This window comes from Psychrobacter sp. CR212 (genome assembly GCF_059693765.1).
This window is the reverse complement of sequence record NZ_JCATIF010000003.1, coordinates 1-18,659: the sequence shown is the minus strand read 5'-3', so window position 1 is coordinate 18,659 and position 18,659 is coordinate 1. Positions and strand designations below refer to the sequence as shown.

The following is an 18,659-nucleotide window of genomic DNA, read 5'->3' as shown; positions in this document are numbered from 1 at the left end:
CTGCGTAAGCGTTTGGTTCACTTACTCTGAAACCAAGTATCTGCTTTGTTGCGGGCACTAGCGATATCTGCACTGGATAAGTTCAATGCCAATTGGCCGATTTTACCACGCGCCTTGTTACGAACTTTTTCATCGAGCATGCCATCACGGGCAGCTAAGTCGTACCATTTATAGGCATCAACCAGATTTTTTTGTTTTTCATCTAACAATGCAAGTGTATAACTGGCACGGTTGTCGCCACGCATCGCGGCTTTTTCTAGCCAAAGACGCGCTTGCTGCAAGTTAGGCTGTACGCCTTCACCGCGTAAGTACATGATAGCAAGGTTCAACTGAGCAGGGGCAACCCCTTGTTGAGCGGCTTTGGTGTACCACTGGATTGCTTGTTGAGTATTTTGTGCAATACCTTCGCCTTTTTGCAAGCGCTTGGCTAGATAAAACTGAGCATGATCGTTACCTTGGGCAGCACGACTAGACAGCTCGCTCACAGGCATCAGCTCAAAACGTGAGGTATCAAGCGGTACGTTTGATATTAACTCAGCATTGGCCAAACCAGCACAAGAAAATAAGGCAGTAAACAATGCGGCTTTTAATAGTTTCATAGCAGCTCCAAAATTAGGCAGTTAATACGCAAGAAAATTGTACCGCTAAACATTGTCTCGCTAAAGACAGTTAGGCGGCGATAACAATTAGGTGACATCTTGCGATATGAACTTACCTAATCATCAGCAATAGAGTTTTTAATTTTGTATCATCGATTTAGCCCAACTGATTAGACAAACGGTCGTAATAGTGGGGTAACTGACAACATTTTGCTAGCTTAACACCCAAACTTACGAAACTCAAATACTAATTACAAGATTTAATAGCTGCTTATACCTGATTGTCCTCAGTAAAATCATAGAGTTACTATAAGACAATCATTAGTTAACAATTTGCTAAGATAAAAGGTTCGGCAATAACGGTCACTTTTCCTTCTAAGCAAAAATCAAATATCTGACATTACTTCGTTTTTTTCTTTGTCACTCGATAGATGGCAACATCGGCGAGTAGATTGGGTGCCTGCCTAATCAATGCTGTCATCAGTGGGGAATGACCTTTATCAGAGTCGCTTACCGCAAAGCGATTAACGATATGAATATCATGCTGCGCACACAGTTGCTCAAAGTCTTTAAAGGTACATAGATGAATATTGGGGGTGTTGTACCATTCATAAGGCAGTGCCTCAGACACCGGCATCATCCCTTTGAGTCCTAAATGAAGACGGTTTTGCCAATGGGCAAAGTTAGGGAATGTGATGATCGCCTCTCGGGCGACGCGTAGCATATCGAGCAGCAGCACATCAGGGGATTTTACCGCTTGTAGCGCGCGTGCCATGACCACGGTATCAAAGCTGTTATCGGCAAAGCGTGCCAAGCCATCGTTTAGGTCTTGCTCAACAATCGACAAGCCGTTGCCAATGGCTTCGTTGATTTTGTCTTCATCAATTTCAAGCCCGTATCCAGTGACGCCTAACTTCTGCTGTAAGTGCGCGAGCAGCTCGCCATTACCGCAGCCCAAATCAAGTACATGTGCTTGCGGTGCGATCCAGCGCTCTGCCAGTTGGTGATCCATTCTCATGAGCGCTCTCCTGTGGCTGGGCGGCTAGGGTTAATAAATGGCGCTGTCAAAAATCCTCTAACAGCACCCATGTAGCGAGGAATATCAAATAAAAAAGAGTCATGGCCATGCGGCGCATCAATATTAATATAGCTAACAGGTTTGCCAGTAGCCATCAGCGCATCGACAATTTCTTGCGAGCGTTCTGGTGCAAAGCGCCAATCGGTGGTGAATGACACAACCAAGTACTGGCATTGTGTATGGGCGAATGCCGCTTTGAGCGCAGAAAGCTCTTGCTGTCGATCAGACTCAATGTCTTCAATCGTCGCTACCGCATCTTCTAACTCATTCTGCGCATTGGCTTTGCTAGACTCGACTGACGCCGCGATAGAATTTTCTAATGGCACGGCCGACTCTGTATTGTCTTTTGCTACCGCTGATGAGTAGTCACGTGTCGGGTCGAAATAATCTAATGCCTTGGTCATAAGTAGATAGGTATTGGCATCAAAGTTTTCACTAAAGCGCTCACCTTGATAGCGCAGATAGCTCTCAACCTGAAACTCGACATCGTAGCCATACATAAACTTGCCAGATTTTAAGTCACGACCAAACTTGGCTTTCATCGCGTCATCAGTCAAATAAGTGATATGACCAACCATCCGTGCTAATATCAGGCCGCGACGAGGGTAGGTACCAGCTTGTATGTAGCGTCCATCCTTAAAATCAGGATCGGACAATATCGATTGGCGTGCGACTTCGTTAAAAGCAATATTTTGCGCAGATAGCTTCGGTGTACTCGCAATCACCACACAGCGTTTTAGCCTGTCTGGATAATCGACAGACCATTGCAGCGCTTGCATACCGCCCATCGAGCCGCCAACGATAGCATGCCATACGTCAATGCCCAGACGATCTGAGAGCATGGCTTGGGTTTTTACCCAGTCTTTAATCGTGATAAGCGGAAAGTCAGGGCCGTAGACTTGTGGCTCATTACTGTTATTTGCAGTGCTATCGCTTGAATCGATACTGTCATCCGAACTAATGCTATTGGGATTAATAGTTGTTGGCCCTGTTGAGCCAAAACAGCTACCGATATTGTTGACGCACACCACATAAAAGCGATTGGTATCGATGGCTTTGTTCGGACCAATCATATTGTCCCACCAGCCCGCTTTTTTGTCATCAACGCTATGAAAACCAGCTGCATGATGATTGCCCGATAACGCATGACAAATCAAAATCGCATTTGATTTATCGCTATTGAGCGTGCCGTAAGTCTCTACCATCAAGTCAAACGAGGGCAGAGTACGGTTACATTCCAAGGTCAATGGCTCGGCAAAATGGAATTTTTGTGGCGTAACCACACCCACAGATCCAGCAGCAGTATTGGCTGAGCTGTTTACGTGAGTTTGAGAATTAGGGGACTGGTCACTGGTATTATCAGAGCGTGCGTTCAAAGCTACCTCGCAAGACAACAATCATCAATAAAATAAGAGCAAAATAGGAAGGTGTTGACAGACTACTTCACTTACACGGTTTTTATAAACTGGGCTTGTATATTGTATGGTGATGCGCGTAGGAGTACAACCGCCGAGCAGGTCTTTTAAACGCCGTTTTTATCGCGTTAAATAGTAAAAGGTAAATGATAGAAGACTAGCAACTGCGTATCAAATTGTACAAGTGCGCTTTTGCCATACGTGATTCATGGATAAAATGCTACACTAATGCGGTGTTTATTCAATGATGTCTTAACAATCCTGCATCTTACACTGCACCTCATGTTGTGACATCGCCTATAATAACTTACTGCTGATAAATAGTGCTGCTATGAAACCTGAATTGCCTCCACGTATTGCTGTCCTGTTAGTCAACCTTGGTACACCAGATGAGCCGACGGCACCCGCCGTACGTCGCTATCTCAAACAGTTTTTGTCAGATCCGCGAGTGATTGAGATTCCCAAGTTTTTGTGGGCAATTATCTTGAATTTGTTTGTCCTGCCAAGTCGTCCTAAGCGCGTGGCAAAGGCTTACGCGAGTATCTGGGAAGGAGATTCGCCGATTCGTAAAATACTAAAAAGCCAAGTTGAGCTACTAGAGCCGCGTTTGGCAAATAGCGTAGCGCCATTTCGCGTCTCTGTACATCCTGCGATGAGCTATGGAAATCCTGGACTGCCTGATGTCATGGATGCGTTGCGTGGAGAAGGGGTGGATCACTTTGTCATCTTACCTTTGTTTCCGCAATACTCAGCTTCTTCAGGTGGCGCGGTATATGATGCGCTGACGAAGTGGACACTTAAGCAACGTAACTTGCCAAACTATACCATCGTCAAAGATTACTTTGCGCATCCACTATATATTCAGGCATTGGCTAACTCGATACGCCGTTTCCAAGAGAAGCATGGTAAGCCCGAAAAATTAATGTTTAGCTTTCACGGTATCCCGCAGCCCTACGCTGATAAAGGCGACCCGTATCCTAAGCGTTGCAAGTGTACCGCTGCGCAAGTGGCACATGCACTTGGTCTAAAAGACGACGAGTGGATCATCAGCTTCCAGTCACGCTTTGGTAAGCAAGAATGGGTAAAGCCGTATACTGATGTGGTATTAGAAGATTGGGGCAAATCTGGTGTGCGCTCAGTACAAGTGATTAGCCCTGCATTCTCAGCGGATTGTCTTGAGACGCTAGAGGAGTTGGCCATTGAAAACCGCGATAATTTTCTGGAGGCAGGCGGGCAAGAGTATCACTATATTCCTGCGCTAAACCTCGATGAGACACACATTGAATTGCTCGAAGCGTTGAGCTTGCCTCTTGTAAAAGGCTGGGCTGGCACACTTGATGGATGGGTTTAATCAGCTGAAAATATCTATTACTATCAGTGAAATGACAAGTCATAAAAAAGCACGCTTAACGATATTAAGCGTGCTTTTTCGCTCTAAAGGGCTATATCAACCGCGGTGCTAATTTCTAAAAATCATCGTCATTACTACGCTCTGCGGCATCTCTATCAGCAATATCCATTGTATCTGGATAATCATTGTCATCAAGATTGTCTTGAACCAAAACTTCATCCACACGCGACTCATCAAGGTTTTGACGATGCATAGGCGTTAATCCTTGGGTAGCATCACTACCGACTTCTGAGTTATCAAACCCTGCATTGTTGTCAATCACATCATCGTCGTCGATAGTGTGCAACATCGGATTGTCTAAATCGACCAACTGGTTGTCTTGATTGTCAGTGCTGTCATTATTGTCGCGGCGATTGCCATCGATATGATCCATCTCTTCTGGTAGTGGATTCTTTGTGTTTTCCATCAGTCATTCCTTGTTGTAATTATTAGCAGTAAAGTCATTGTAAGGGCTTATAAAAGCGTTGCTTATAGCGACATTGATAATCTGTCCATAAGTTTGTACGGTTATTGGGATTTTCACTAGTAGTAAGGTGTGACAGGATGTTCAAAAAATGTAAGGCGATTGCCAAAATGCAAAACGGCTACTCATATTGAGCAGCCGTGAGTTTTCATAAAATTGCTTAAAAGATCTTTGTTACTACGTCATTAATAGTATCGTGACTATAATTTTAATTATCAGCGTGTTTGAGCTCATAGTTTAATTTCTGCACAAGACATGATTCATAATCAGCCAGTTTGAATCGCCATAAATACGTCAAGGCAATACCATAGATGACAGTCTCAGCCAACTCTTCGACAACTTCACCAAATGTATGCGGGAACATAATGGCGTTCTCGCCCATATATTGAATGATTGCCAGCGCGGTAACCATGAGGTAGAGCGAGACCGGCACGTTCTTTAACACTGCCCAAAGGTAGTGCCTCGAATAAGCTAATAAGCCAAGCGCAACGAGATAGATAACGGTCAGCACACTGTCTTCCCACCAATCATAAGAGTGATTTAAAAACGAGAAATCGCTCGGAACCAACAAATCTGGTAGATAGTTTAGCTCGCGACGAATGACGGTAAAAAATACAAGTACGGCTGCCAACCAAAAGGCCTGAATGTGATTGATATGACTTTGTATCATGTACTGTGTGCAACGCAGCAAACAGACAAATAGCAAGATCATACCAGGGATTTCAATAATGCCATCTGAACTCAAAATAACTGGCTCCTGCGTATCAAAAAAATGTGTCAAAAACAAAAAAGTGAGCCCGTAGGCTCACTCTAAACCGAAAAACATCTAACGAAATATGCATAATTTACTATAACGCTATTATAACCCAATATGGTAATAATAACGTCATAGAATATAACCAAGTAGTCATAAGTGGTTGTTTATATAGATGATACAGTGGGTTTCAAAACCCATCATAACCCATAATATCTTTAAGCTCACTAGCGTTCTAAGTTGACCAAATCAATGATTAATGCGCCTCATCCCAGTTTTGACCGCTATCAGTCTCAACTAGTAGTGGCACTGCAAAGTCGACATGCCAGCCTTTATCTACGGCCGTAGTCGTCAAGACATCTTGCATGGCATCGGTAATCAGTTGGCTAACCGCGTCTACTTTATCGGCATCCACTTCAAACACCAGTTCATCATGGACTTGCAGCAGCATTTTGGCTTGATCTTTCGGCAATACCTTATCAACGGCAATCATGGCAAGCTTAATCAAATCAGCAGCGGAACCCTGTAGAGGCGCGTTGATTGCGGCGCGCTCAGCGCCTTGCTTGACCATACGATTGCTATGATTGATATCAGGGGTATAGAGTTTACGGCCTAATATCGTCTCGACATAGCCTTGCTCGTACGCGCTGGCACGGGTGTTGAACATATAGTTTTTGACACCCGGATAGCGCTCAAAGTACATATCGATATAGTCTTGCGCTTCACCGCGGCTCATCTGTAGCTGCTTGGCAAGTCCAAAGGCACTCATCCCGTATAGCAGTCCAAAGTTAATGGCTTTGGCATTACGACGTTCAGTTGAGGTAACGTCCGTAACGTCCTTGCCAAGCACTTCAGCAGCAGTGGCGGCATGAATATCTAACCCTTCGTTAAAAGCGTGCGTCAAGTGCTTATCACCTGAGAAATGCGCCATGAGACGAAGTTCGATTTGTGAATAATCCGCGGCCAAGATCACGCGACCTTCTGGGGCGATAAAGGCTTGGCGAATCAGGCGGCCCGTCGCCGTACGAATGGGAATATTTTGTAAGTTAGGATCAGTTGATGACAGACGGCCAGTACTGGTCAGAGCCTGATGATAGCTGGTATGCACGCGGTCGGTCTCAGCATCTGCAACATTATCTAGTGCATCGGTATAGGTGCTTTTGAGCTTAGATAACCCGCGATACTCTAAGGTAATATCGACTAGCGGGTGATCGATTTTTGATAGAACCGCTTCACCAGTCGAGTATTGACCAGACTTGGTTTTTTTACCGCCCGGCACGCCCAGCTTTTCAAACAGCATCTCGCCAAGCTGCTTCGGTGAGCCTAAGTTGAACTCTTCACCAGCAACTTCATAAGCCCGTTTTTCTAGTGCGATAATCTCTTCATCAAAGCGTTTTGATAGCTCGTTTAAGAAAGAGCGTTTGATGAGAATGCCGTTTGCTTCCATTTGGCAAAGTATCTCTGCCGTTGGAATCTCTAGCTCGTTTAGCAATTTGGCATTATTGGTATCATTTGCCAGCTCAACGCTGAACACGTCAAATAACTGATAAGTAATATCAGCGTCTTCACAAGCATAGTCACTCGCAATATCGATAGCCACTTGGTCAAAGGTGACTTGCTTCGCGCCTTTGCCTGCGACTTCTTCAAAGCTAATCGTCTGCGTTTGCAGATAATGGCGTGCCAAATCGTCCATACCGTGTCGAGTCGCTGCCGCATTGATAACGTAGCTGGCAAGCATGGTATCCATCGCCCAGTTATTTGGCTGCTCATGTATCGCACCGACTAGGTCGATATCATAGTGAGCAAGGATATGCGCATCGTACTTTAGATGCTGTCCGATTTTACCGATATTAGGATTTTCTAACACAGGCTTTAAGCGCGCCAGTACGGTATCGCGGTCGAGTTGTCTCGCTGTTAGCTCATCACCTTCTAAGCGGTGGGTGAGCGGGATATAATAGGCCTCGTGAGCTTGTACAGCAAAAGATAGACCGACGATTTGCGCCTCGCGCCAATGAACGCTGGTAGTTTCGGTATCGATAACAAAGTGCTGAGCTGCTTCTAATAATTCGACCAAGCTATCAAACGCAGGCTCGTCGAGCACAGTATGCCACGCTTTATCCTGATGGTTACTGCCCGTCATATTATCAATATGGGTCGATTGCAGCGATTTGGCAACTTGCGCTTGTGACTCAGCGTCTGCTTGGCTGTCAGCGACACTTGGCGCGCCATTCGCAGGATGGTTTGGATGATCAAGAGATGCCAGCTCATTTCTAAACTCAAGCTCGGTATATAGGGCGCGAAGCTCCTCTATATGCGCACAAGGATCGGTGTTGATTTTGAGATCATTCCAATCTTGGCCGATTTCCAAATTGGTGACGATGGTAGCAAGCTTTCTGTTAAAAGGAATATCATCGGCGTGTTCGATCAAACCTTTTGCGCCGCGGCCTTTGATAAAGCCAATGTGCTTGAGCATGTTGTCGATGTCACCATACTCAACCAACAAGTCTTTGGCAGTTTTCTTACCGATACCTGGCACGCCTTTGATCCCATCAGAGCTGTCGCCCATGAGCGTTAAGAAATCAATCATTTGGTTTGGGTTAATACCAAACTTATCGATTACCGCTGGTGTATCCGTGACTTTACCAGTAAAGCTGTCTTCTAAGATGACGCAATCATTAACCAACTGCATCATGTCTTTATCACCCGTTGAGATGACCACATGGTGACCTTGCTCGACGGCACGATAGGCAAGTGTACCGATGATATCATCGGCCTCTGCACCCTCAATACGTAATAGCGGAATACCCAAGGCGCTGACCAAACGATGAATATAAGGAATTTGCTCTACCAGTTCTATATCGATAGGCGGACGAGCGGCCTTATAGTCAGGCGACATATGATGGCGAAAAGTCGGTGACTTGGTATCGAAGCAGACGGCCATATGAGTAGGGTGATAACGACGCATCAGTTTTAGCAGCGCATTCAAGGTACCGCGAATCGCATTGGTGATTAGACCCTGCGAGTTTTGCATGGTCTTTGGGAGGGCATGATAGGTGCGAAACAAATAATACGAGCCGTCAACCAAAATAAAAGGCGGCTGATCTTTGTCTACGTGACTGGTATCCATCAGCGCGACGTTAGGCATGTCGTCAAAATTCGGTAAGTTTTTAGGATCGAGTGCTTGATGGGAGTTGTGGTCGTTATCGGCGGTATTGTCAGCTATATTATCAGTCATAAAAGTCACTTATCAGCTATTAGATAAAAATATGCCTTTTATTATAACGATAAAAACAGTGCGTGCCGAACTGCTTAACCGTTACGAGATGTTCTAGCGGTTTTATTTTTTCACCAAAATTTCAAACAAAAAAAGAACCCAGACCAGCTGAGTTCTTCTATAATTAACGTATTTTTAATTAACTACTTTCTTAATTAATCATTGATAATGAGTCTCATAATGCGTTACTTTACTTCTGAGGTGACTTCAACATCGATGTTGCCGCGTGTGGCTTTAGAATATGGGCACACTTGGTGCGCTTTCTCGACCAACTGTTGAAACTCGTCAGCTGACAATTCTGTATTTTCACCAATGACATGAATTTTAGCAGCCAGTTTATAGTCATGGCCTTCGCCTTGAAGCAAATCTACTTCAATTGAAGTGGTTGAATCAAACTTTGCTTTTTCCATTTGCTTAACAGCTGCAAGGGCGCCATCAAAGCAGGCACTGTATCCCATGGCAAATAGTTGTTCTGGGTTATTGCCCTCTTTTCCAGAGCCTGGTGGTACCATGTTTATAGTCAGGTCATTGTCACTTAAGCTTGCTGAACCTGCACGGCCGCCAGTAACAGTCGCTTTGGTTGAATATAAAGTTTTCATAACACATCCTTTGTTTTGGTTTTTAGATTTTCGTGGTAAAGCCAAATAACCAACCTAGGATAACAAATCATTAAAACAGCTCAGTGAGTCAGTAGTAAATATTTACGACAACTTTGTAAATCATAAGGACATTGTTCGATGAATAGAATGGTTGCGATATCTGTTGTTTTCTTCTGGACAATGCTTACTTTAATAGGCTGCGAAGTAGATGACGCCAGTTATGGTTCTGATAGCGACAATATTACGCTGACGAGTTTTGCCAATAGTTACGATAGTAAGGCCAACGATACTGCCGTTGCGCGCATCGATGAGACCTATCGTACAGGCGCACGCGAGATCAAAACCACCAATCTCATCAACAGTTATAGCAACCAGAGCCTAAATGATTTAGACAGAACGGTACTGGCAGATAATTTCGAAGGTCGACTCGAAAACAAAGACATCGAAGTCAATGGTCGCACGGTCAAACGCCCTATCTATGAAAAAAACAGTAATAACAAACTAGGCTACGAAACTACCTATCAAACACTGGACTTGTCAGGTCTAACGACTCGTAGTTATAGTGCTGGCAAGAATATCGAAGACCGCCGAGGTATTCTCACTGATTTGAGCAATTACTCTAATATCCCCTCTAATGTTGCCTTCCCTGAAGGCTCCGTTTGTTACATTCCAGTCGTGACAAGCGAGCGCTCGTTTTTGGCATTTAATGAGAGAAATAAGACAGGATATACCTCAATAGGAAAATGGATTGACGCTGCCAAGCAACGCTTTAGTGACGACAGAGATCATAGAACCTCTCAGTTTGGTGTTGGTATAGCAAATAAGCAAAAAGCGGCGCAAGTGATGTTCTTTGAATACAAAAATCAACCTGCCTATGAATATAGTGGTGTGGAGTATGGTAAGGATATTTATGAGGCAAATTATGTTGCCAAAGGTAGCACCGATCCGAATATAGATAGCCGTTTTGGCGTGGTGGATTGTACGCTTGTGAACGAGGTGGCCGCAGACTTTATAACTGAGCAAATCAAGCGTTATTATTGATCTTGAGCCATCGCTATCACCAAGCCAAAAAGGCTTATTCACACGCCCTATCTAATTGGTAGAGCGTGTTTTTTGTGCGTGAACTCTGCACCCTAACGCGAAATCGGCTACAATACGCTCATTATTGATTCTATTTATTTAGATTGACTTCTAAATGACACAACTGTTGAAGCTGAAAACTATGAGCGTAGATCCAAAAAAACTCAACAAAGAAGTGGCCAAGCGCCGCACCTTTGCCATTATCTCGCATCCCGATGCTGGTAAAACCACCATGACTGAAAAGCTGTTGTTATGGGGACAAGCGATTCAGGTCGTAGGCGAAGTCAAAGGCCGTAAGACCGATCGCCATGCCACCTCAGATTGGATGAGTATGGAGCAAGAGCGTGGTATCTCAATCACCACCTCTGTCATGCAGTTCCCATACAAAGACCACATGGTCAACCTATTAGACACCCCAGGTCACGCCGACTTTAGTGAAGATACCTATCGTACGTTGACTGCCGTGGATAGCGCACTGATGATGGTCGATGGCGCAAAAGGTGTCGAAGAACGAACTATCAAGCTGATGGAAGTTTGTCGCATGCGCGATACGCCAATCATTTCGTTCGTTAACAAGCTCGATCGCCAGATTCGTGAGCCGCTTGAGCTGCTTAGTGAAATCGAAGCGGTACTAAAGATTCAATGCGTGCCCGTCACGTGGCCGATTGGTATGGGACAGGATTTTGTTGGAGTGTATCACCTTGCAGAAAACAAAACCTATCTTTACGAGAAAGGCAATGGCGGCAAGATGACCGTCTCTGAGACACGCGAAGGCTATGATTATCCTGATATACGCGAGCGTCTCGGGCAATTGATGTTTGATGCTTTTGAGGAGTCACTCGAGCTGGTACAGATGGCGCTAGAAGAGTTCAGTGTTGACGCATTTTTGGCAGGTGAGATGACGCCAGTTTTATTTGGCACGGCATTGGGTAACTTTGGTGTCAACATGGTACTCGATACCTTGGTCAAATACGCGCCGCCACCAAAAGCCCATCCAACGACTGAGCGTAAAGTATCAGCAACCGAGACCGATTTCACAGGTTTTGTTTTTAAGATCCAGGCAAATATGGATCCGCGTCACCGTGACCGCATCGCCTTCTTGCGCGTGTGCTCTGGCAAGTACGAGAAGGGCATGAAAATGAAGCACGTGCGTCTGGGTAAAGACGTTCGTATCGCTGATGCCTTGACATTCTTGGCAGGTGACCGCGAGGCGCTAGAAGAAGCCTATCCGGGCGATATCATTGGTTTACACAACCACGGAACGATCTCTATCGGTGATAGCTTCACTGAAGGTGAGGAGCTGAGCTTTACCGGTATTCCTCATTTTGCTCCTGAATTGTTCCGCCGCGTGGTACTAAAAGATCCGCTCAAATCTAAAGCATTACAAAAAGGACTACAGCAATTAAGCGAAGAGGGTGCCACGCAGGTATTTATGCCGCAGATTAACAATGATTTGGTCTTGGGCGCGGTTGGGGTGCTACAGTTTGAAGTGGTCGCGCATCGCCTCAAAGAAGAATACAAAGTGCAATGTACCTTTGAGCCAGTATCGATTGCCACTGTACGCTGGATTCACTGCGATGATGACGTGGCTTTGGCAAAGTTCAAGAAAAAAGCCCATGACCAGTTATCAATCGATGGTGGTGGTTATCTGACTTATCTTGCGCCATCACGGGTCAACTTACAATTGATGCAAGATCGTTATCCAGAGATCACCTTTAGCAGCACGCGTGAGCATTAAAATTATTTGTATCAAATATACCGTATCACTGTATTGTTCATTGATTAAGACACGCTAGCCGTGTCTTTTTTATTGTCCGTTATTTATGCGGCAAATAAGTCAAGAGAGGTTTTGAGTGATTAGCAACACTCCAAAAACACAAACAGTGTTCCTACAATACAGCGTCATTGTTACGGTAAAATGTATTACAACATTTTATATTTATAAAAGAGGATGCATGAAAGCTATGGTTCAATCTCATCTTAATAGGTTCACACTGACGCATATTTCTTTAGGCGGAGTAGGGCGTACACGGCGAATTGGTCTCTTAGCAAGCGGTTTACTGATGGGTGCCGCTAGTCTGTCCGCAAATGCAGGTAGCCTTATCAGCTCAACAGAGTATCTCGATTATCAGTTACCAGAAAAAATTCAAAAGATATGTACTGAGCGTGATAATTGCCCAGAAATTGAAGTCAAATATCTCAAAAGCAATCACAGCTGGATAGACAACACCGTCAACGCACGTATCGATAATTTGGTCGTTAATAGCAAACCCACTGAGTCAGCACCTATTAAGACGAAAAGCAGTCAGAAAGACGTCACGGCTGCGATTAATGAATTTGCGACATCGCAGTTTCAAGATATGCCTGAAGAGGTTTCTTGGGCTTATAGCTTGATGGTGACGCCTGATTACTTGGGTCATGTTAATAACTTTGAGCTGTTTGAAATCAACTCCTACGTCTTTACTGGTGGTGCACACGGCATGCCTTATAGCGAGTATCTAACGTTTAATCTGACCACCAAAAAACAAGTCACTCTTGATGACATGCTAATCAAAGGCAAAAAGCCTCGTTTTGAAGCACTCGCGCATGATGCGTATAAAGCATGGGTGAAGACCGTCGCTGATGATGTCAGTAGCTATGAGAAAAGCTGGCCGTTTATGTTGAGCGACAATGTGACCTTGACAGAGACAGGGATTAACATTCGTTATCAGCACTATTCTATCGGTCCATACGCCTACGGTATGCCGGTATTGAGCATTCCGTATAGCCAGCTTGATAAGGTCATCAAGCCTCACTTTATACCAAAATAGATCAAGCACATGACCACTAATTACGCTCTCTATCATAGAGTGGTCAGTGAATAAAAATTGATAGTAATTTGCTTAAAATCGTTTGAAAATTAATAGAAAAAATAAGGAGTAACAAGATGACGGTTAATACAGATAGTGTGAGCACGGCAGCACAAGCCAGCACATGGCAATTAAATGCATTAACAGAGGCGCTGGGCGATCTGACACTGACAGTCGAGGATAGCTTGTCTGTTGGTCGCGGCAGTGATAATGACGTGGTACTCGGCAGCAAGCAAGTATCTCGCAATCATGCCATTCTAAGCATACTTGATGGTCAGTTATACGTAAAAGACTTAGACTCTTCTAACGGTACCTTTATCAATGATCAACGTATCGCGGGCAACGAATCCAATCAATTACAAGCTGACGACACGCTTGGATTTGCAAGCTTTAGCTTTCAGGTACAAGCGCCTGTCGCTGCTACAGCAGATGGGACACTAGAGCCAGTCATAACGGACGATACAGTAAGTAGTGTCAGTGATGAGACTGCCCCAGCAGAAACTACTGAGAATTTGCATGATGAATATATCATCGAAGAGCATATCGTCAGCGAGCCAATCGTAAAGCAAACGAATATTGAAGAGATTTTACCCGCTGCAGAGGATGCACAGAGTCCATCTGTCGATACTACTTCTTCAGACACCGTAGTAGATTTAGCAAGTGCGCCTGTAGTTGACAGAGCGGAAGTGGCTGAACCAGCGCCTCAAGAGCCAGTAGTTAAAGAGACAGGTATTGAGGATGTCTTGTCGGCTGCACAAAGTGCTACGCCTGCATCGATTGAAACAGCACCAGAAGAGTCAGAGCCAGTATCTGAGACGTCTGTATCTGAAACGCCTGTATCAGCGGCGACTGAGTCAACTGTAACGGAGTCAGAAGCTGTGACGACTGCAGAGCCGTTGACCCCAACAGTATCTACTGATGATGAACCATCAGTATCGCAGCCAACAGTAAGTGAAGAACCTGTAGTAAATGAAAAACCAGTAGTAAGTGAAGAGCACGACAAAACGACAAAGACTGAATTACAAGAAGAAGCCGATCCTGAGGTTTTAAAAGCCAAGCAAGCAGCGACCGCGCAGTTTTCGGGTACGGCAAATTTAGGGCAGGCTCATGATCTTGGCACCCAAGGCAACAACGCGATGGATCAAGAAATCAGTAATCCAGCTCATACAGGACAAGTAGAGAAAAAATCTAGCGGTGGTTGGTTTATATGGGTATTTGCTGCCATTTTGATTATTGGCTTGGCATTATGGCTATTTAACATGGGCGTCATGTAGTGACATCTATCCGTAGTTTGAATACGAGCGTTTATCCATAGCTATCCTGATTGATAAGCAGTCCGTTACCTCAGTTAGTTTATGGGGGTTGAGGCCTGAACTTAACTGCTGTATGAATCGTCATTCAGACAAACTGCTTTTTATAGCGCTAACATTCAAATACGGTGTTGGCGCTATATTTTATGGTTCAGTCCACTGTTTTATTTTTTGCCATTCTGCTGCTAAGAGAGCGTTACTATGATGACTTTCCAAGAATATCAAGCGTTTAAAGATCGGGGTTTTAGTCATGCACCCTTAGTCAAAAAACGTTTGATGGATGCACAGACGCCAGTGTCTGTGTTTTCCAAAGTACGTGATTTAAACGGCTCTGCATATTTGTTTGAGTCTGTGGTAGGCGGTGAGCGCTGGGCAAGATACTCGATGATCGGCTTGGGTAGTGATCTTATTTTACAGTACGCTGATGGCAATATGACTACCAAGCGGAACGATCATATCGATACAGCAGCAGTAGAGAATCCTTTTGATTATATCCGTCAGCTGATGGCGCAGTATCAGATGCCGACTGCTGAAGATGTGCCCACCATGCCAAGTTTTAGCGGCGGCCTAGTCGGTTACTTTGGTTACGACATGGTACGTATCATTGAGCCTAGTGTGGGCCAATCTGACGCACCCAATCCGATGTCGATGCCAGATATGTGGCTGATGCTTTCGATGAGTGTCATTGTTTTTGATAATTTAGAAAATACCTTATCGATCATCGTCTATGCTGACTGTCAAACCGAGGAGGGCTACAGCTTAGCTATCCGTGAGTTGGAAAAAATCGAAGAGAAGTTGGCAGAACCGTCCAATTTGTCCGCGCCAGTGATGCCCACACCAAAATTTATCTCGCAAACCGGTATGGAAAAGTACTGCAGCGACGTTAAGAAAATAAAAGACTATATCGCAGCAGGCGACGTCATGCAGGTGGTTCCAGCACAGCGGTTGACGGCAGATTACACAGGCGACTCTCTAGCCGTCTATCGTGCATTACGCTATCTAAATCCATCGCCGTATCTGTTTTTGGTGCATGGCTATACGCTTGATGATCACAAACGCTTTGATATCATTGGCGCTTCTCCTGAAATCCTGTCCCGTATCGAAAACGGCAAAGTCACCGTACGGCCACTAGCAGGGACGCGCAAGCGTGGTCAGAATGAAGCGGAGGATCTGGCACTTGAACAAGAGCTGCTCAATGATGAAAAAGAGACTGCCGAGCACTTAATGCTTATTGATTTGGGTCGCAATGATATCGGCCGTGTTTGTGAATATGGCAGTGTCAAAGTTACAGAAAAGATGTTTATTGAGCGCTACTCACAAGTCATGCACATCGCGTCCAATGTGGAGGGTATGATAAGGTCTGATAAAGACGCGCTAGATGTATTTTGTGCCACGTTTCCAGCGGGTACACTATCAGGCGCGCCCAAGATTCGCGCGATGCAAATCATTGATGAGATAGAGCCAGTACGTCGGACAGTATTTGGTGGTTCAGTGGGCTATCTAGGTTGGAATGGCAATATGGATACCGCCATTGCTATTCGTACAGCAGTGATGCGCCGCGGTGAAATCCATATCCAAGCAGGCGCAGGTGTTGTTGCTGATTCTGTGCCAGAAGCGGAGTGGGATGAAACCAATAAAAAAGCATTGGCGTTGGTCAAAGCGGTAAAAATGGCCTGTAATGGACTACGCATTCGCTAGTTATATAGCCAGCTATGCAGCGCATATAATCACAATAGATCAGAAGAGTAATTACGTTGTTATTTTTCTATCAAAAAAATAACAACGTAATCAGTAGCTTGAATATTATTATTAAAATAATAAAAAAAAAGATAAAAAAGGGCTTGCGCATCTCAAAATATTTGATAGAATAGCCACCACTTTAGAGAGAACAAGCCGACTTAGCTCAGTTGGTAGAGCAACTGACTTGTAATCAGTAGGTCGCCAGTTCGATCCCGGCAGTCGGCACCATCTCTTTTAAAGTAGCTTTTTATGAATTTGTCTTAAATGAGAGTCATTTTTGTTCAAAGCACCCTTAGGTGGGATTGGGGAGCGGTCAAACCCAACAGACTGTAAATCTGTCGCGAAAGCTTCGAAGGTTCGAATCCTTCTCCCACCACCATATTTTTTTAAAAGTTTGTTATAGCGCCAAGCATGCTCTATATAGTTTCTAACTCTCAGCTAGAGTTATTAAGATCAGAGTAAATGCGGGTGTGGTATAATGGTAACACCTTAGCCTTCCAAGCTAATGACGCGGGTTCGATTCCCGCCACCCGCTCCATATATACACCATCGCAAAGCCTATTAATTATTCATCACGACATCAGTTATTACTACTGTATCGTGATATTTTTTTTAGTGCAGCTCAAAGGTTTACACTATACGCTCATATAGCTCAGCGGTAGAGCACTCCCTTGGTAAGGGAGAGGTCTCGAGTTCAATTCTCGATATGAGCTCCATTTATTATGTAAATCCTCTATGCTTGTTTTGCTATTTATATATAGCTTTGCGTCGATATCGAAAATATAAAATATTGAAACATATAAAATTAGTACGACAGGTAACGATTTAAAGGTGACACTGAGGTGTTGCCTTTTAGTGCTGTCAGCATATTAATAAACATTGCTTTTGATGATTCGATATCAACAGAATTAAAACTGGTAAACGAGTATGCAAACGTTTATACATTACTTTTTGCATTTTGGTTTCCCTCTCGTTATCGCAGTTGTATTTTTTAAGAAAGAGTGGAAAAAAGCATATCTGATATTGCTTGCGACTATGTTAGTTGATTTGGATCACTTAGTAGCAGACCCGATCTTTCAGGCTAATAGATGTAGCATTAATTTTCATCCGCTACATACGTATTATGCGATGCTGGTATATGTTGCTTTGCTCTTTTTTCGTAAGCCTTTTAACATCATTGGAATTGGATTGCTTTTTCATATGTTAACGGATTTTACGGATTGCTTGATGATGTCATCTAGCTGATATAATAGCTTTGCACATCGAGCCGTTAAACGGTTATAAGCAGTAGCATATTTAAGACCTCTTTAGATAATAGAAAAATAGGTTTCGAGCAAGAGATGTATGACTATTGAGGATAAGTCGGCGTATAATAACGGATACAAAAATTAGTTCGAAGTGCTGTTTGATAAGAAGCAGTGGTTCGTGCGGTTGATAGCTAGGTTTATGATGAGTTAGTTTTATTATGAGCCATTAAACAGCTTTTTATTGATCATTCACCAAAAAAAAGAGGAAATACCCATGGCAAAGGCCAAGNACCAAAAAAAAGAGGAAATACCCATGGCAAAGGCCAAGTTTGAACGTAGCAAGCCACACGTCAACGTCGGTACCATCGGACACGTTGACCATGGTAAAACCACCCTTACCGCTGCAATCGCAACCGTAGCTGCAATCACCTCTGGTGGCGAAGCAAAAGACTACGCGTCTATTGACTCAGCACCAGAAGAAAAAGCACGTGGTATCACCATCAACACCTCACACGTAGAATATGACACAGACACACGTCACTACGCACACGTAGATTGCCCAGGTCACGCCGATTATGTTAAAAACATGATCACCGGTGCCGCTCAGATGGACGGCGCAATCTTAGTTGTATCAGCAACTGACGGCCCAATGCCACAGACTCGTGAGCACATCTTGTTGTCACGTCAGGTTGGCGTACCATACATCATCGTATTCATGAACAAATGTGACATGGTAGATGACGAAGAACTACTAGAACTAGTAGAAATGGAAGTTCGTGAACTATTGAACGACTATGACTTCCCAGGTGATGACACCCCAATCATCCACGGTTCTGCTAC

Annotated in this window: 15 protein-coding genes and 4 tRNA genes; 12 read left to right on the top strand and 7 right to left on the bottom strand. The window is 44.3% G+C overall.

All coding sequences use genetic code 11. The features are described 5' to 3' along the window. Positions 1-17 precede the first annotated feature (17 nt). The 3 genes from AC58CZ_RS07385 to metX form a co-directional block, all read right to left on the bottom strand. Positions 18-599 (bottom strand): tetratricopeptide repeat protein, encoded by a 582-nt coding sequence (locus AC58CZ_RS07385; protein ID WP_201600408.1) that lies wholly within the window; start codon positions 597-599, stop codon positions 18-20. Between the two features lie 400 nt (positions 600-999). Next, positions 1,000-1,617, bottom strand: coding sequence for a methionine biosynthesis protein MetW (metW, locus tag AC58CZ_RS07380; RefSeq protein WP_075107829.1), 618 nt, complete (start codon positions 1,615-1,617; stop codon positions 1,000-1,002). Then, on the bottom strand, positions 1,614-2,966 hold the full coding sequence (metX, locus tag AC58CZ_RS07375) for a homoserine O-acetyltransferase MetX (RefSeq protein ID WP_075107846.1): 1,353 nt from the start codon (positions 2,964-2,966) through the stop codon (positions 1,614-1,616). Before metX ends, metW begins: the two co-directional genes overlap by 4 nt. A 457-nt stretch (positions 2,967-3,423) precedes the next feature. On the opposite strand from metX, the gene hemH reads away from it, so the two are divergent. Then, entirely contained in the window at positions 3,424-4,443 is a 1,020-nt protein-coding gene (hemH, locus tag AC58CZ_RS07370) for a ferrochelatase (RefSeq protein ID WP_494224120.1), read from the top strand. Between the two features lie 115 nt (positions 4,444-4,558). Here hemH and AC58CZ_RS07365 read toward each other — a convergent pair whose 3' ends face one another. From AC58CZ_RS07365 to AC58CZ_RS07350, 4 genes are all read right to left on the bottom strand, one after another. Then, positions 4,559-4,909 (bottom strand): hypothetical protein, encoded by a 351-nt coding sequence (locus AC58CZ_RS07365; protein ID WP_494224121.1) that lies wholly within the window; start codon positions 4,907-4,909, stop codon positions 4,559-4,561. 265 nt (positions 4,910-5,174) lie between these two features. Next, the gene (locus AC58CZ_RS07360) at positions 5,175-5,711 is read right to left on the bottom strand and encodes a hypothetical protein (protein WP_494224122.1); all 537 of its coding nucleotides are present in this window, start codon (positions 5,709-5,711) and stop codon (positions 5,175-5,177) included. Between the two features lie 265 nt (positions 5,712-5,976). Beyond that, on the bottom strand, positions 5,977-8,865 hold the full coding sequence (gene polA / locus AC58CZ_RS07355) for a DNA polymerase I (protein ID WP_494224136.1): 2,889 nt from the start codon (positions 8,863-8,865) through the stop codon (positions 5,977-5,979). A 314-nt stretch (positions 8,866-9,179) separates the two neighbouring features. Next, the gene (locus AC58CZ_RS07350; RefSeq protein WP_071002265.1) at positions 9,180-9,593 is read right to left on the bottom strand and encodes an organic hydroperoxide resistance protein; all 414 of its coding nucleotides are present in this window, start codon (positions 9,591-9,593) and stop codon (positions 9,180-9,182) included. A 138-nt stretch (positions 9,594-9,731) separates the two neighbouring features. Between AC58CZ_RS07350 and AC58CZ_RS07345 the strand changes: the two genes are divergently transcribed. The 11 genes from AC58CZ_RS07345 to AC58CZ_RS07295 form a co-directional block, all read left to right on the top strand. Beyond that, positions 9,732-10,634, top strand: coding sequence for a hypothetical protein (locus tag AC58CZ_RS07345; protein WP_494224123.1), 903 nt, complete (start codon positions 9,732-9,734; stop codon positions 10,632-10,634). A gap of 181 nt (positions 10,635-10,815) precedes the next feature. Then, positions 10,816-12,411 carry a peptide chain release factor 3 gene (locus tag AC58CZ_RS07340; RefSeq protein ID WP_494224124.1) on the top strand — a complete coding sequence of 532 codons (1,596 nt, stop codon included), beginning with the start codon at positions 10,816-10,818 and terminating at the stop codon, positions 12,409-12,411. 217 nt (positions 12,412-12,628) lie between these two features. Beyond that, positions 12,629-13,483 (top strand): DUF3298 domain-containing protein, encoded by an 855-nt coding sequence (locus AC58CZ_RS07335; protein WP_494224125.1) that lies wholly within the window; start codon positions 12,629-12,631, stop codon positions 13,481-13,483. 116 nt (positions 13,484-13,599) lie between these two features. Next, the gene (locus AC58CZ_RS07330) at positions 13,600-14,796 is read left to right on the top strand and encodes an FHA domain-containing protein (RefSeq protein ID WP_494224126.1); all 1,197 of its coding nucleotides are present in this window, start codon (positions 13,600-13,602) and stop codon (positions 14,794-14,796) included. Between the two features lie 237 nt (positions 14,797-15,033). Then, entirely contained in the window at positions 15,034-16,530 is a 1,497-nt protein-coding gene (gene trpE / locus AC58CZ_RS07325) for an anthranilate synthase component I (RefSeq protein WP_494224127.1), read from the top strand. A 194-nt stretch (positions 16,531-16,724) separates the two neighbouring features. Beyond that, positions 16,725-16,800, top strand: a tRNA-Thr gene (locus AC58CZ_RS07320). 67 nt (positions 16,801-16,867) lie between these two features. Then, a tRNA-Tyr gene (locus AC58CZ_RS07315) sits at positions 16,868-16,951 on the top strand. Positions 16,952-17,036: 85 nt separating this feature from the next. Continuing rightward, positions 17,037-17,110, top strand: a tRNA-Gly gene (locus tag AC58CZ_RS07310). Between the two features lie 103 nt (positions 17,111-17,213). Continuing rightward, positions 17,214-17,288, top strand: a tRNA-Thr gene (locus AC58CZ_RS07305). A gap of 211 nt (positions 17,289-17,499) precedes the next feature. Next, positions 17,500-17,817 carry a DUF6122 family protein gene (locus tag AC58CZ_RS07300; RefSeq protein WP_071002261.1) on the top strand — a complete coding sequence of 106 codons (318 nt, stop codon included), beginning with the start codon at positions 17,500-17,502 and terminating at the stop codon, positions 17,815-17,817. A gap of 315 nt (positions 17,818-18,132) precedes the next feature. Continuing rightward, positions 18,133-18,659, top strand: a 527-nt coding sequence (locus AC58CZ_RS07295) for a GTP-binding protein (RefSeq protein WP_497413145.1), incomplete at its 3' end; no start/stop codon positions are given.

What these genes read in the sequence shown, in the direction of transcription:
- AC58CZ_RS07365 (WP_494224121.1), bottom strand. Translation starts at nt 4,909, where the DNA reads ATGGAAAACACAAAGAATCCACTACCAGAAGAGATGGATCATATCGAT.
- metW (WP_075107829.1), bottom strand. Translation starts at nt 1,617, where the DNA reads ATGAGAATGGATCACCAACTGGCAGAGCGCTGGATCGCACCGCAAGCA.
- AC58CZ_RS07330 (WP_494224126.1), top strand. Translation starts at nt 13,600, where the DNA reads ATGACGGTTAATACAGATAGTGTGAGCACGGCAGCACAAGCCAGCACA.
- AC58CZ_RS07385 (WP_201600408.1), bottom strand. Translation starts at nt 599, where the DNA reads ATGAAACTATTAAAAGCCGCATTGTTTACTGCCTTATTTTCTTGTGCT.
- AC58CZ_RS07300 (WP_071002261.1), top strand. Translation starts at nt 17,500, where the DNA reads ATGCAAACGTTTATACATTACTTTTTGCATTTTGGTTTCCCTCTCGTT.
- AC58CZ_RS07340 (WP_494224124.1), top strand. Translation starts at nt 10,816, where the DNA reads ATGAGCGTAGATCCAAAAAAACTCAACAAAGAAGTGGCCAAGCGCCGC.
- AC58CZ_RS07335 (WP_494224125.1), top strand. Translation starts at nt 12,629, where the DNA reads ATGAAAGCTATGGTTCAATCTCATCTTAATAGGTTCACACTGACGCAT.
- hemH (WP_494224120.1), top strand. Translation starts at nt 3,424, where the DNA reads ATGAAACCTGAATTGCCTCCACGTATTGCTGTCCTGTTAGTCAACCTT.
- AC58CZ_RS07345 (WP_494224123.1), top strand. Translation starts at nt 9,732, where the DNA reads ATGAATAGAATGGTTGCGATATCTGTTGTTTTCTTCTGGACAATGCTT.
- AC58CZ_RS07350 (WP_071002265.1), bottom strand. Translation starts at nt 9,593, where the DNA reads ATGAAAACTTTATATTCAACCAAAGCGACTGTTACTGGCGGCCGTGCA.
- polA (WP_494224136.1), bottom strand. Translation starts at nt 8,865, where the DNA reads ATGCCTAACGTCGCGCTGATGGATACCAGTCACGTAGACAAAGATCAG.
- trpE (WP_494224127.1), top strand. Translation starts at nt 15,034, where the DNA reads ATGATGACTTTCCAAGAATATCAAGCGTTTAAAGATCGGGGTTTTAGT.